The organism is Caulobacter sp. 17J65-9 (genome assembly GCF_010975005.1).
In the GTDB taxonomy this organism is placed as follows: Bacteria; Pseudomonadota; Alphaproteobacteria; order Caulobacterales; family Caulobacteraceae; genus 17J80-11.
This window is the reverse complement of sequence record NZ_JAAIVC010000106.1, coordinates 1-13346: the sequence shown is the minus strand read 5'-3', so window position 1 is coordinate 13346 and position 13346 is coordinate 1. Positions and strand designations below refer to the sequence as shown.

Sequence of the window (13346 nt, the reverse complement as noted above, 5' to 3'; positions counted from 1 at the left end):
CGCCGCGCTCGATACGGGCCTGCGCCTCGCCCACCAGCGCCGGGTCGTCCAGCAGAGCCAGGTGGGCGGCCAGAATGTCGGCGCGCTCGCGCCCGCCTTCGGCCGCGGCGGCTTCCAGCCGGCGGCGCACCACGCCGCGGGCGCGGGTCAGCTCGGCGTGTTCGTGGGACGCGCCCCGCCCCGTTTCGGCCACGGCGATCTCGGCCTGGACGAAGCGGACGGCGCGGCCGACGGCCAGGCCCGGGACGCCGGTGACGCCCTTGGCGCGCTTCGGATCGCCGTCGTCCTGCACCGTGGGCGCAGGGGCGACCGGCGCGGCGTGGGCGGCTTCGCCCATGCCCGAGCGGATCAGTTCGACGAGGGCGGTCACGGCCGCGCCGGCGTCCCTGCCGCGCGCCGACACCACGATCTCGTCGCCCGCCTTCACGCCAAGCGCCATCAGGGCCACGACGCTCTTCACGTCGGCGCGGCGGCCGTTCGCCGAAATGGCCGCGTCCGCCGCGAACCGGCGCGCGCAGGCGCCGAGCGCCGCGGCGGGACGGGCGTGGATTCCGTGCGGCAGAGGGCAGGCCAGGGTCTGGCTGACCTCGGGACCTTGGGTGTCGGCGACCTCGGCGGCGCCCGGCAAGGCCAGGCGCAGCTCCATCAGGAAGTCGCCGACCGCGCCCTCGCGCCCGTCGTCGCGGCGCGCCACCGAAAACAGTTCGCCGTTGGTGATCACCACCGGGGTCAGCAGGCTCTTGGCCTTGCGGGCCAGCAGGTCGAGGTCGAAGGACAGCAGCGGATCGCCCGCCTTCACCGCCTGGCCGTCGGCGACGTGGGCCTCGAAGCCCTCGCCGCCCAGGGCCACGGTCTCCAGCCCGACGTGCATCAGGATCTCGGCGCCGTTGGCGGCGCGGAGCGTCACGGCGTGACGGGTGCGGGCCACCGACACCACCTCGCCGTCGCAGGGCGCGTGCAGGGTCGAGCCGGTCGGGTCGATGGCCAGGCCGTCGCCCATCATGCCCTCGGCGAACACCGCGTCCGGCGCCTCCGAGAGCGGCGCGACCCAACCTTTGAGCGGAGCGGAGAGGATCAGGCTGGACACGTGGTTCACTCCGGAGCGGTCAGCGCGTGGCGGGCACGAGCTGGATCCAGTCGATCGCCCAGAGCGGATCCACGCTCTTTGCGGTGTAGGTTATGCACAGGTCGTGGCGGCCCGCACGCGGCGTGATCGGCGCGGGCGGCAGCTCGGTGACGCCGGCGCTGGCGACGGCCGGCTTCAGCGGCAGGACGGCGATGCGCTCGCCTTCGCAGCTGTCCAGCCGAACCTCCAGCTCGCCCTCGGGGGTCGCGGGCGGGCGGAACTTGATGGCGTCGCGGTCCTTGCCGATCTGGAAGTTGAACGGCAGCGAGCTGACCGCGGCGGAGATCGCCTTGATGTCGGAAAGGTCCGCGCCTTCCCACTTCCAGCACGGCTCGATGATGTCGATCACCAGCGGCTCGCGCGGGCCGGTCATCGGACCGTCGTCGTCCAGCGACAGCACCAGCTTGGCCGAGCAGGTCTTCAGCTCGTCGTCCTGGCGGCGGCGCACCGACAGGGCGTCGAAGGTCTTCTCCACCGGCTTGGACAGCTGTCGGCCGCCCTCAAAGGTCGCCGCACGCACCCGCGCGCCCAGCGCCAGGTCCAGCGGGCCGGCGTACAGCGCCGAGGCCTCGGTCGGCTCGGACCCGTCGAGGGTGTAGCGGATCTGGCCGCGGCCGACCTGGTTGGCCAGGGTCACGCTCGCGCGCCCGGCCGTACGGTCGAAGGCGTCGGTGAAGCGGACCTCCCAGGCGGCGTCCGAGGCGTTGATCCCGAGCGCCTCGTAGCGGCCCATCTGCGGGACCAGCCGGTCGAGGAAGCCGTTCCAGTCGCGCTTGTCCGCGCCCGACCAGCCCAGTTCTGCCACCGCGGCGGCGCGCGGGAAGAACATGTAGGCGGCGCGGTCCTCGGAGCGGATGTGCTCGGTCCACAGGTTGGCCTGCAGGCCCAGGATGTGGCCCTGCTGGTCCGGCGTCAGGGCGGCCGGGGCCGGGTCGAAGTCGTAGACCGTCTTCAGGTCGATCAGATTGCCGCGACCGGGCGGCTCGTCGCCGGAGTCGCTCTGGCGGTTGTCGAAATACAGCGTCGGGGCCGGCGCCAGCACCGCGTCGTGGCCGGCCTTGGCGGCGGTGATCGCGCCGTCGACGCCGCGCCAGGACATGATCGTCGCGTTCGGCGCGATGCCGCCTTCCAGGATCTCGTCCCAGCCGATCAGGCGCTTGCCGTGGGCGTCGAGGTACTTGCCGACGCGCTGGACGAACCAGGACTGCAGGGCGTGCTCGTCGCTGATCCCCAGCGCCTTCATCTGCGCCTGGATGCGGGGCGAGGCCTTCCACTGGTCCTTGACCGCCTCGTCGCCGCCGACGTGGACGTATTCGCCGGGGAACAGCTCGATGACCTCGCTGAGCACGTCCTCAAGGAAGGCGAAGGTGCCGTCGTCGACATTGTAGAGGTTCGGATAGACGCCCCAGTCGCTCATGCCGGTGGTCGGCGCCTCGCCGTCCACGCCGAGCGCCGGATAGGCGGTGATCGGCGCCGTGGCGTGGCCCGGCATCTCGATCTCGGGCACGATGGTGACGTGCCGCGCGGCCGCGTAGGCGACGATCTCGCGGACCTGGTCCTGGGTGTAGAAACCGCCGTACAGGCGCGGGCGCCCGGTGGCCGGGTCGATGTCGTTGGCGGGCCCCTGGCCGGCCGGCACACGCCAGGCGGCGACCTCGGTCAGCTTCGGATACTTCTTGATCTCGAGGCGCCAGGCCTGGTCGTCGACCAGGTGCCAGTGCAGCGTGTTGAGCTTGTGCAGCGCCATCACGTCGATGAAGCGCTTCACGAACTCCGGCGACTGGTAGTGGCGCGCGGAGTCCAGCATCAGGCCGCGCCAGGCGAAGCGCGGCGCGTCGTGGATGCTGGCGGCCTGCAGGGTGACGGCGTCGGCGCGACCTTCCGTCTGGGTCAGCAACTCCCACAGGCTGACGGCGCCGTAGAACAGGCCCGCGTCGTCGGCGGCGGAAATCTCGACGCCCTTCGGCGAAATGGCGAGGTCGTAGCCCTCGCGCGCGCCCTGGGCGCTGCGGCGAAGCACGATGGCGCCGGCGGGCGCGCGGCCTTCGCGGACGGTCAGGTCGAGGCCGCGGGTGCGGGCCAGCAGATCTTTCAGATAGTCGGCGCTCGCGCGGGCGCCGGCGTCGCCGGTCGGGACGACCAGGACCGTGCCGTCGCGGACAGTGAAGGCGCCGGCGGCCGGGGTGACCGACATCGGCGCGGGCAGGAGGGCGGACGGCGAAGCCGCCGCTTCGGCGCCGGCGGGCGCGGGGGCCGTCTGGGCCAGCGGAGCGTGGGCGCAACCGGCGAGGAGGGCGACGACGCTCGCGAGGGCCGCCACGGCGCGGGCGGACGAGGAAGAGGTCTGACGCATCGCAGGATCCTGGACGGCTGTACCGCGGCGATCCTCGGCGATTCCCGGGCCGGCGCGGAAGAAGAAGCGGAGCGACTGGCGCTCCGCCGAAGATTGCCCAGAGGGAAGAAGAAAAGAACCGGGCCCGCGCTCACGCGCGGGCCCGGCGGCACGCTTTAGAAGTTGAAGTTCAGCGTGGTCATGAACTGACGACCGCTACGATAGACGCCCCGCGGCAGGTTCACCGTGTTGGCGTAGGCGTAGTACTCGCTGTCCAGCAGGTTCATCGCCGACACCGTCAGGTTGATGTTGTCGGTGATGTTGTAGCCGGCGGTCGCGTCCAGGCCCTGGTAGGCGCGGACATACATCTGGTCGCCGCGATCCACGCCGGTGAAGTACTTCGACCGGTAGTTGTAGGTCAGGCGAGCCGAGAAGTCGCCGTTCTCGTAGAACGGGCTGATGTTGACCTGGTGGCGGGAGTTGTAGGGCAGGTCCGCCCCGTTGTCCGCGCTGCCGTCGGCGTAGGTGTAGTTGGCCAGCAGGCCGAAGCCGTAAGCGTAGTTCTGCTGGTAGGCCAGGGTGAAGCCCTTGATCGAGGCCGAACCGGCGTTGGTCGGACGGCTGATCTGGTACGTCGCGTTGGCGTGCAGGAACTGGTTGAAGTGCACCTCAGGCGCGGTCTTCTGCAGGACGTAGTTGCTGATGTCCTTGTAGAACACCGAACCGGCCAGGATGGCGTCCTTGGCGAAGTACCACTCGGCCGAGGCGTCGAAGTTGGCCGACTCGTACGGATCCAGGTCCGGGTTGCCGCCGCCGCCGGTCAGGATCGAGTCCGCCAGCCAGAAGTAGTTCGACATGTCGGCGAAGTTCGGCCGGGCGATGACCTTGGCGGCCGAGAAGCGCAGCACGATGTCGTCGGTGGCGTCGTAGGCGACGTTCAGGTTCGGCAGGAAGTTCTCGTAGGACTTCGAGCGGACCTGCCAGTCCCAGTCCGCCGCGGTGGTGCCGCAGCCGGTCGGGGTGACGTTGACGCAGACGTAGCCGCCGCTGTCGGACTCGGTCTTCACGTAGCGCAGGCCGACGTTGCCGCGGAAGCCGGCGTATTCGAAGTCGGCCTGGCCGTAGAGGGCGTTGACCTTCTCCTCCACCGCCCAGTTCTGCGCGGTGAATTCGGCGTTGTTGAAGGTGCCCGGCGTCGGATTGGCCTGCCACGGGCGCAGGTAGTCGCCGTTGGCGATGTAGTCGGCCAGGGCCTTCCCGTCGATGACGAAGCGGGTCGACATCTGGCTGTTCACGCCGCCGAAGCCGTCCAGATAGTTGCCGGCGACCTGGTGCGGGTTGAACATCGCGGCGCTGTCGGGATTGCCGTAGATCGAGACGGTGACACCCGACATCTGCTGGGTGGTCTCGTGGTCGCGGTACTTGTAGCCGACCTGGACGCGCTTGATCGCGCCGTCGAGGTCGAAGCCGAGGTCGACCTGGGCGTAGTCTTCAGCGTCGGTGGTCGGCTTCTTGACGATGTTGCCGCCCCAGCCCGGGTTCCAGCCCGGCGCGCCCGGGTCATTGATGTGGGACGGGTCGCCCCAGCCGCCGTCGAACGAGAACTGGTTCGCGTCGCCCAGCACGTTGCTGCCGTAGGTCAGGGTGCCCGGCGAGCCCGGCGCGCCGGTGAAGTCGACCGTGTAGTCGGCCCAGTTCAGGAATTCCCCGTACAGCTGGCGCTTGGTGCCGCCGTCGGCGGCGGTGGTGCCGGCTTCGACCGAGAGGTCCCAGTTGTCTTCGGTCCAGCCGCCTTTGAAGTGCAGCGAGTCGGAGTTCATCTCCGCTTCGCGGTACTGCACGTCGAACACGCTGAGCGCGTTGTCGAACGAGGCGCTGGTGATGACGCCGTCCTCGACGGTGAGGCCGGTCAGACGGCTCAGGCTGTTCCAGGTGTTGCCCTGGAAGGCGAACAGCGACTGGTTGGTGTTGTCGTAGACGGCGTGGATCTTCAGCCAGTCGAGCGACAGCTCCAGCTTGTCGATCGGCCGCCACTGGATGCCGGCGGTGTAGGTGGTCCGCTCGCGGGTCTGCTCGAAGTAGGACGTGCCGAACGAGTTCAGGCCCTTGGCGTTGGGGTTGGCGAGCAGGGTCGTGGCGCAGGCGCCCGTACAGTTGCCCGAGGTGATCGAGTTGGCGCCCGGGTTGTCCGGGCTGCCGCCGGCGTAATAGTTGGCCGGGATGGTGCCGTAGGCCTCGAGGCCGTCGCGGCGCAGCTGGTCCTTGGCCTGCTGGGCGGACACGACGATGCCGAGCGTGCGGCCTTCGTTATGCCAGCTGTAGAGGCCCGAAGCCTGGAAATCGCCCTGCTCGGAGCGGTCGTTGTACAGGCGGCCGGCGGCCAGCGAGAGCGTGTTCGCCTTCAGGTCCAGCGGCTCGCGGGTGTTGACGATCACCGTGCCGCCGATGCTGCCTTCGTCGATGCGGGCTTCCGGCGACTTGTAGACGTCGACGCGGCCGACGATCTGCGGCGCCAGCAGGGCGTAGTTGAAGGTCCGGCCCGGCTGATCGAGGATGAACCAGTCGGCCGACGCGACGGTCTGGCCGTTCAGCAGGGTGCGGTTGAGCGCCGGGTCGGTGCCCAGGATGCTGACCCGCTCGCCCTGGCCGAAGGCCCGGTCGATGGTCACGCCCGGAACGATGGTGATGGCTTCGGCGACGTTGGTGCTCGGGAACTTGCCGATGTCTTCGGCGGTGACCGAGTCGACGATGGCGTCGGCGTTGCGCTTGGTGTCCAAGGACTGCTGCAGCGACGCCCGAATACCGGTGACGACCACTTCGTCGACATCGCTGGCCTGCTCCTGCGCGAACGCGGGCGCGGCGAAGGCGAGCGTCAGCGCGCTCGCCGAAGCGATCCACATGGACCTGCGGATACCCATGAACCCCTCCCCTGTGGCGACGTTCGCCGCCTCTAATTTTCTGGATCGCGGCCTAGCCGCGGCTCCCCCCTTCAGCCCGAACCGATAGCGAACCAATTCAAGGCCAATGCAATACCAATTGCCTTAGCCATTCTCGCTGTCAAGCTTCCGTCACAATTTCAGCATGGGTGTGGCGAAAAGGCTTGACGCAAGACCACAAGCAAATTGGTATGGGATTGGTACTGCGCCGCGTCGCCGCCTTAACGGTTAAGCTCGCGAATCGCCGTTCCGCGACCCAGGAGTCCGCTTGTGGCCACGCTTTCCGCTCTCATCGGCCCGCTCGACAGCGAAAGCCGCCTGCCGCTGTACCAGCAGCTGCAGCGGGCGCTGCGCGACGCGATCGATCAGCGGATGATCGGTCCGGAGGACGCCCTGCCGGCCGAACGCGACCTGGCCGAGGACTTCTCGGTGTCACGGATCACCGTGCGCAAGGCCCTGGACGGCCTGGTCGACGAGGGGCTGCTGACGCGCCGCCAGGGCGCGGGCACCTTCGTCAACGCCCGGGTCGAGAAGAACTTCGCCAAGATCACCTCCTTCTCGGAGGACATGGCCCAGCGCGGGCGCACGCCGCACAGCGTGTGGCTGCGCCGCTCGGAAGGCACGGTCACGCCGGAAGAGTCTCTGACGCTCGGCCTCTCGCCGGGCGCGCCGGTCTACCGCTTCAACCGCATCCGCTATGCCGACGGCGCGCCGATGTCGCTGGAGTACGCGACCATCCCGGCCTTCGCCCTGCCCTCGCTGGAGGCGGTCGACACCTCGCTCTACCAGGCGCTGGAGCGCACCGGCTACCGGCCGCGGCGCGCCCTGCAGCGCCTGCGGGCCGTGCTGTTCACCTCCGAGCAGGCCGACCTCCTGGGCGCGCGCGCCAACGACGCGGGCCTGCTGGTCGAACGCCGCGGCTTCCTGAAGGACGGCCGCACGGTGGAGTTCTCGCAGTCCTACTACCGCGGCGACACCTACGACTTCGTCGCCGAACTGAACGACCTGTCCTGAGGCGCGCGGAATGAACGCCATGGCCCCGACGCTGAAGCCCGAAGCGACCCGCATGTTCGCGGAGGCCGCCGAGGCGTCGCGCGTGGTCGCCGGCCAGCTGGCCGACGGCGCCGCCGCCCGGTTGGGCGCGCGCCTGCGCGAGCTGCAGCCCCGCGTGGTGGTCACCTGCGCGCGCGGCTCGTCCGACCACGCCGCCACCTACGCCAAGTACCTGATCGAGACCCGCACCGGCGTGCCGACCGCCTCGGCCGCGCCGTCGATCGCCTCCGTCTACGCCGCCGAGCCCAAGCTGGACGGCGCGCTGTTCCTGGCCATTTCGCAGTCCGGCAAGAGCCCCGACCTGCTGGCCGGGGCCGAACAGGCGAAGAAGGCCGGCGCCTTCGTCGCCGCCCTGGTCAATGTCGAGGATTCGCCCCTGGCCGAGCTGGCCGACGCGGTCGTGCCGCTGAAGGCCGGGCCGGAGCTGAGCGTCGCGGCGACCAAGTCCTATATCGCCTCGCTGTCGGCCATCGCCGGCGTGGTCGCCGCCTGGGCCGGCGACGAAGCGCTGGAGCGCGCCCTGACCGACTTGCCCGACGCGCTGGCCCGGGCCTGGGCGCTGGACTGGAGCCCGGCCGTCGAGCGCCTGGTCGACGCGCGCGACCTGTACGTGGTCGGGCGCGGCCTCGGTTTCGGCGTCGCCCAGGAAGCGGCGCTGAAGTTCAAGGAGACCTGCGGCCTGCACGCCGAGGCGTTCAGCGCCGCGGAGGTCAAGCACGGGCCCATGGCGCTGGTGCAGCCGGGCTTCCCGGTGCTGGCCCTGGCGCAGGACGACGAGACCCGCGAGGGCGTCGCCGCCCTGGCCGCCGAATTCGCCGCGCGCGGGGCCGAGGTGATCGCCGCCGGGGTCGAGGCGCCCGGCGCGCTGGTGCTGCCGACGATCAGCGGCCATCCGGCGCTGGAGCCGCTGCTGCGCGTGCAGAGCTTCTATCGCATGGCCAACGCGCTTTCGGTGGCGCGCGGCTTCGATCCCGACCGGCCGCCACACCTGGCCAAGGTGACCGAGACCTTCTGATGGCCACAGCCCTCGTCAACGCGCGCGTGCTGACGCCCCAGGGCCTGGTCGACGGCTGCGCCGTGGTGCTGCAGGGCGAGCGGATCAGCGGCGTCGTGCCGGCCGCCGACCTGCCGGCCTCCACGCCGCGGCGCGACCTGCGCGGCGCCCTGCTGGCGCCCGGCTTCGTCGACGTGCAGGTCAACGGCGGCGGCGGGGTGCTGTTCAACGACGCGCCCTCGGTCGAGACCATCCGCGCCATCGGCGCGGCCCACCGCCGGTTCGGCACCACCGGCTTCCTGCCGACCCTGATCTCCGACGACCTCGACAAGGTCGCCCAGGCCCTGGACGCGGTCGACGCCGCCATCGAGGCCGGCGTGCCGGGCGTGCTGGGCGTCCACCTGGAAGGCCCATTCCTCAGCGCCCGGCGCCGGGGGACCCACGACGACAGCAAATTCCGCGTGCTGGACGAGACGGCCTGCGCGCTGCTGACCGCGCCCCGCCGCGGCAAGGTGATGATCACGCTCGCGCCGGAAGCCGCCCCCGCGGCTCTGATCCGCCGGCTCGCCGACGCGGGCGTGGTCGTCGCGCTGGGCCACACCGACGCCCGCTACGTCCAGGCTCGGGCGGCGCTCGACGCCGGCGCGCGCGGCTTCACCCACCTGTTCAACGCCATGTCCCAGCTGGGCAGCCGCGAACCCGGCGTGGTCGGCGCGGCGCTGGACGACGAAGACAGCTTCTGCGGGATCATCGTCGACGGCCGCCACGTCGCCGCCGTCACCCTGCGCGTGGCGCTGAAGGCCAAGCGCCGCGATCGCTTCATGCTGGTCACCGACGCCATGCCCAGCGTCGGCGGGCCGAAGACCTTCCAGCTGCAGGGCCGCACCATCCGCGTGCGCGACGGGGTGTGCGTCGACCAGGCCGGCGTGCTGTCCGGCTCGGACCTCGACATGGCCTCGGCCGTGCGCAACGCCACAGCCATGCTGGGCTTGCCGCTGGAGGACGCCCTGCGCATGGCCGCGCGCGCGCCGGCCGCCTTCCTGGGGCTTGAACGCGACCTGGGGGAGATCGCCTCGGGTCGCCGCGCCGACCTGGTGCTGCTGAGCCCCGAGTTCGAGGTGATCGACACCTGGATCGGCGGCCGGGCGGCCTCCGACACCGCCCCCGCAGAGGCGGCCCGCGTCCGTTCATGAGCCGCGCCGTCGTCCTGTTCGGCGCTACGGGCGATCTCGCCCTGCGCATGCTGTTTCCCTCGCTCTACAATCTCGAGGCGGACGGCCTGCTGCCCGACGACCTGACGGTGCTGGCCTGCTCCAAGCCGGAGCTGTCGGAAGCCGCCTTCGCCGCCCAGGTCGAGGCGGCCGTGCGCCAGCGCACTGAAGACCGGTTCTCGGAGGAGGCGTGGGAGCGCCTGCGCCGGCGGCTCGGCTACTGCGCCGGCGACGCCACGGGACCGGAAATGTACATCCGGCTGGCCGCGCGGCTGGAGGGCACGCGCGAGCGGATCTTCTACCTGTCGACCTCGCCCAGCCTGTACGGCCCGATCGCCCGCAACCTGGCCCGCGCCGGCCTGACCGGCGGGCGCAGCCGCATCGTGGTCGAGAAGCCGCTGGGCCGCGACCTGGCCTCCTGCCGCGAGACCAATGAGGCTCTGGCTTCCGCCTTCAGCGAGGACCGGATCTTCCGGGTCGACCACTACCTCGGCAAGGAAGCCGTCCAGAACCTGCTGGCGCTCCGCTTCGCCAACGCCCTGTTCGAGCCGCTCTGGAACAAGGTCTCCATCGACCACGTGCAGATCACCGTCTCCGAGACGGTCGGGGTCGAGGGCCGGTCCGCCTACTACGACGACTACGGCGCCGTGCGCGACATGGTGCAGAACCACCTGCTGCAGCTGCTGTGCCTGGTGGCCATGGAGCCGCCGTCGGACCTGGACCCGGACTCGGTGCGCAACGAGAAGGTGAAGGTGCTGCGCTCGCTGCGCCCGATCGCCGGTCGCGACGTCGAGCGCAAGACCGTGCGCGGCCAGTACGGCCGGGGCGTCGTCGACGGCGCCGCCGTGCCGGGCTACGCCGAGGAGGCCGGTCGGCCCAGCGGCACCGACACCTTCGTGGCCTTGTGCGCGCACGTGGACAACTGGCGCTGGGCGGGGGTGCCGTTCTACCTGCGCACCGGCAAGCGGCTGCCGACGCGCAGCTCGCAGATCGTCATCCAGTTCCGCCAGGTGCCGCACTCGATCTTCCCGACCGGGGACCTGCTGGACAACCGGCTGACCATCCGCCTGCAGCCGGAGGAAGAGATCTCGCTGCTGCTGATGAACAAGACGCCGAGCCTCGACCAGGCGGGTGTCAAGCTGAAGCCGCTGGCCCTGAACCTCAGCCTGTCGGAAGCCTTCCGCGGCCAGACCCGTCGGCGCATCGCCTACGAGCGGCTGTTGCTGGAGGCGCTGAACGACAACCCGACCCTGTTCGTCCGTCGCGACGAGGCGGAAGTCGCCTGGGGCTGGATCGACGCGGTGGTCGACGGTTGGGCCCAGTTCGGGCCGCCGCCCAGTCCCTACCCCGCCGGCGCCTGGGGGCCCTCGGCCGCCTTCGCCCTGACCGAACGCAACGGGCACAGCTGGTACGAATGATCACCGAACGCTTCTTCGCCCATGCGGACGGCGCGACCGCGGTGCTCGCGGACGAGATCGCCGAACGGCTGACCGCCGGCGTGGCCGCGCGCGGCGCCGCCAGCTTCGTGGCCACCGGCGGCACCACGCCCGGCGGCCTGTATGACGCGCTCAGCCGCCGGACCGCGCCCTGGCGCCGCGTGAGCGTGGCGCTCTCCGACGACCGCTGGGTCGAACCCACCGATCCGGCCAGCAACGAGCGGCTGGTGCGCGAGCGCCTGCTGGTCGGCGCGGCCGCCGCCGCCGTGCTGACCCCGCTGAAGACCGCCCACGCGACGCCGGAGGCCGCCTGCATCGACCGCGAGGCCGCGCTTGCAGCCCTGCCGCGTCCCTTCGACGTCTGCCTGCTGGGCATGGGCGTCGACGGCCACGTCGCCTCCCTGGTGCCGGGGGCCGAGGGGCTGGCGGGCGGGCTCGACACCGCGGGCCTGGTCTGCGCGGTCAACGCGCCCAGCGCCGCGGGACGGCCGGAGCGGCTGTCGCTGACCGTGCCGGCCCTGCTGGCCTCGCGCCTGATCGTCCTGTGGTTCCGGGGCGAGGATAAGCTGCAGGCCTATCGCCGCGCGCTCGCCGGCGGCGATCCGGCCGAGGCGCCGGTGCGCGCCCTGCTGCGCCAGGACCAGACCCCCGTGTGGGCCTGCTGGGCGCCCTGACAATCCACGATATCTACTTAGGCGGAACCCGCCGGATCGAGCCCGAGTTGTCGAAGCTGGACAGCAGCGGGAGCAGGGATGGCCAGGATCGTCACCGGAGCGGGCGCGGCGGGGGAAGCCGCCGTGGACACCCTGAGCCCGCCGGCCGAGGCGCCTGACGCCGACCCGTCGCGCGTCTCGGTGATCATTCCCGCCTACAACGCCGCCACCACCCTGGACGAGACCCTGGAGAGCCTGGTCGCCCAGACGCTCTGCGACTGGGAAGCGGTGGTGATCGACGACGGCTCAACCGACTCCACCGGCGAGGTGGCCGTGCGCTGGACGGAGCGCGATCCGCGCGTGCGGCTGGTGCGCCAGGCCAACGGCGGCGTCTCGGCGGCGCGTAACACCGGCATAGAACACGCGCGCGCGCCCTGGCTGTTCTTCCTGGACGCGGACGACTGGCTGCACCCGGACGCGCTGCAATACCTGGTCACCGCCGCCGAGGCCCGCCCCGACGCCGGCCTGGCCTATCCGTCGGTCACGCGCGTGGCCCCGGACGGGGTCTGCGATCCGTTCCACTGCCCCGAGAAGCTGGCGGCCGATCCGCCGGCCATGCTGCGCCACCAGAACCAGATCGCCATCCACGTGCTGGCCTCGCGGCGGCTGGTGCGCGAGCTCGGCGGCTTCGACACCCGGCTGAAGACCAGCGAGGACTGGGACCTGCAGCGCAAGATCGCCTTCTCCGGCGCGGCCTTCGTGCGCGTGCCCGAGGCGATCTCCTACTACCGCATGCGCGCGGGCTCGGCCTCGATGAACGGGGTGCAGATGCTGCGCGACGCCCTGGCCGTGCTGGAGCGCAATCCGCCCGCCGCGCCGGCTGACGCAGGCGACGTCTGGGAGGACGACGCCTTCCGCCTGACGCTCTACGCCATCTGGTGCGCGGCGCTGGAGGCCGGGGTCGGCCGCGACCCGCTGGGCGTGTTCGAAGGCCTCGATCTGCGCCTGATCGACGTCTACGTGCACCTGGAAGGCGCGATCGAATGCATGTTCGACGCGGTGCGGACCGGCGGACGGGTGCCCAAGACCCAGGTCGCGCGCGAATGGGGCAAGCTGGGGCCGGCGCTCGAGCCCCTGTTCCAGCGGCTGCAGGACGACGCCGGTCGCCTCGGCCTGGCGCAGATCCTGCGCTACGCCCTGGAGGAGCGGGTCGCGCGCGAGCACGACGACCGCGAACCGCTGCAGGTCGGCTCCACCCTGTCGGTGCCGATCGACCTGCTGAACCCCCTGCCCGACATTCCGCACCCGCCGGGCGTGGACGCCGTGCAGCTGCGCATGTCCTCCGGCTCCGCCCCGGTCGGCCTGCTGCGCCTGCCTCTGTTCGGCCCGATGCCGGCGCGCGACCTGGCCGACATCCTGATCCGCTTCTTCCACCGCGGGTACTATTTCCAGATCAACCGCACGCTTTCGCGTCCGGGCTTCTGGGCCAGCGCGGCGATGCGCGTGCCGCTGGCCGCGGTCGGCGGCCTGCCCACGCCGGGCGGGCTGAAGCGGCGGATGGGCGACGCGCTCAAGGCGGCCGGGCGGGCGGCCTCGGGTCCGGCC

The 13346-nt window shown here is 71.3% G+C and carries 9 protein-coding genes; 6 read left to right on the top strand and 3 right to left on the bottom strand.

What is annotated here, in order from left to right; translation table 11 throughout:
• From G3573_RS22570 to G3573_RS14670, 3 genes are all read right to left on the bottom strand, one after another.
• A partial coding sequence (locus G3573_RS22570; RefSeq protein ID WP_163261989.1) for a glucose PTS transporter subunit IIA occupies positions 1–1087 on the bottom strand: 1087 nt, incomplete at its 3' end.
• 19 nt (positions 1088–1106) lie between these two features.
• Entirely contained in the window at positions 1107–3479 is a 2373-nt protein-coding gene (locus G3573_RS14675) for a family 20 glycosylhydrolase (RefSeq protein ID WP_163261988.1), read from the bottom strand.
• A 155-nt stretch (positions 3480–3634) separates the two neighbouring features.
• A complete protein-coding gene (locus G3573_RS14670) occupies positions 3635–6376 on the bottom strand; it encodes a TonB-dependent receptor (RefSeq protein ID WP_163261987.1) in 2742 nt (913 codons plus the stop codon).
• Between the two features lie 288 nt (positions 6377–6664).
• Here G3573_RS14670 and G3573_RS14665 point away from each other — a divergent pair, with 288 nt between their 5' ends.
• The 6 genes from G3573_RS14665 to G3573_RS14640 form a co-directional block, all read left to right on the top strand.
• The gene (locus tag G3573_RS14665; RefSeq protein ID WP_163261986.1) at positions 6665–7408 is read left to right on the top strand and encodes a GntR family transcriptional regulator; all 744 of its coding nucleotides are present in this window, start codon (positions 6665–6667) and stop codon (positions 7406–7408) included.
• 10 nt (positions 7409–7418) lie between these two features.
• Positions 7419–8462, top strand: coding sequence for an SIS domain-containing protein (locus G3573_RS14660; RefSeq protein WP_163261985.1), 1044 nt, complete (start codon positions 7419–7421; stop codon positions 8460–8462).
• A complete protein-coding gene (gene nagA, locus G3573_RS14655) occupies positions 8462–9634 on the top strand; it encodes an N-acetylglucosamine-6-phosphate deacetylase (protein WP_163261984.1) in 1173 nt (390 codons plus the stop codon). The genes G3573_RS14660 and nagA overlap by 1 nt, the downstream gene beginning before the upstream one ends.
• On the top strand, positions 9631–11070 hold the full coding sequence (gene zwf, locus G3573_RS14650; protein ID WP_163261983.1) for a glucose-6-phosphate dehydrogenase: 1440 nt from the start codon (positions 9631–9633) through the stop codon (positions 11068–11070). Before nagA ends, zwf begins: the two co-directional genes overlap by 4 nt.
• The gene (gene pgl / locus G3573_RS14645; RefSeq protein WP_163261982.1) at positions 11067–11762 is read left to right on the top strand and encodes a 6-phosphogluconolactonase; all 696 of its coding nucleotides are present in this window, start codon (positions 11067–11069) and stop codon (positions 11760–11762) included. Before zwf ends, pgl begins: the two co-directional genes overlap by 4 nt.
• A gap of 78 nt (positions 11763–11840) precedes the next feature.
• Positions 11841–13346, top strand: a 1506-nt coding sequence (locus G3573_RS14640; protein WP_163261981.1) for a glycosyltransferase family A protein, incomplete at its 3' end; no start/stop codon positions are given.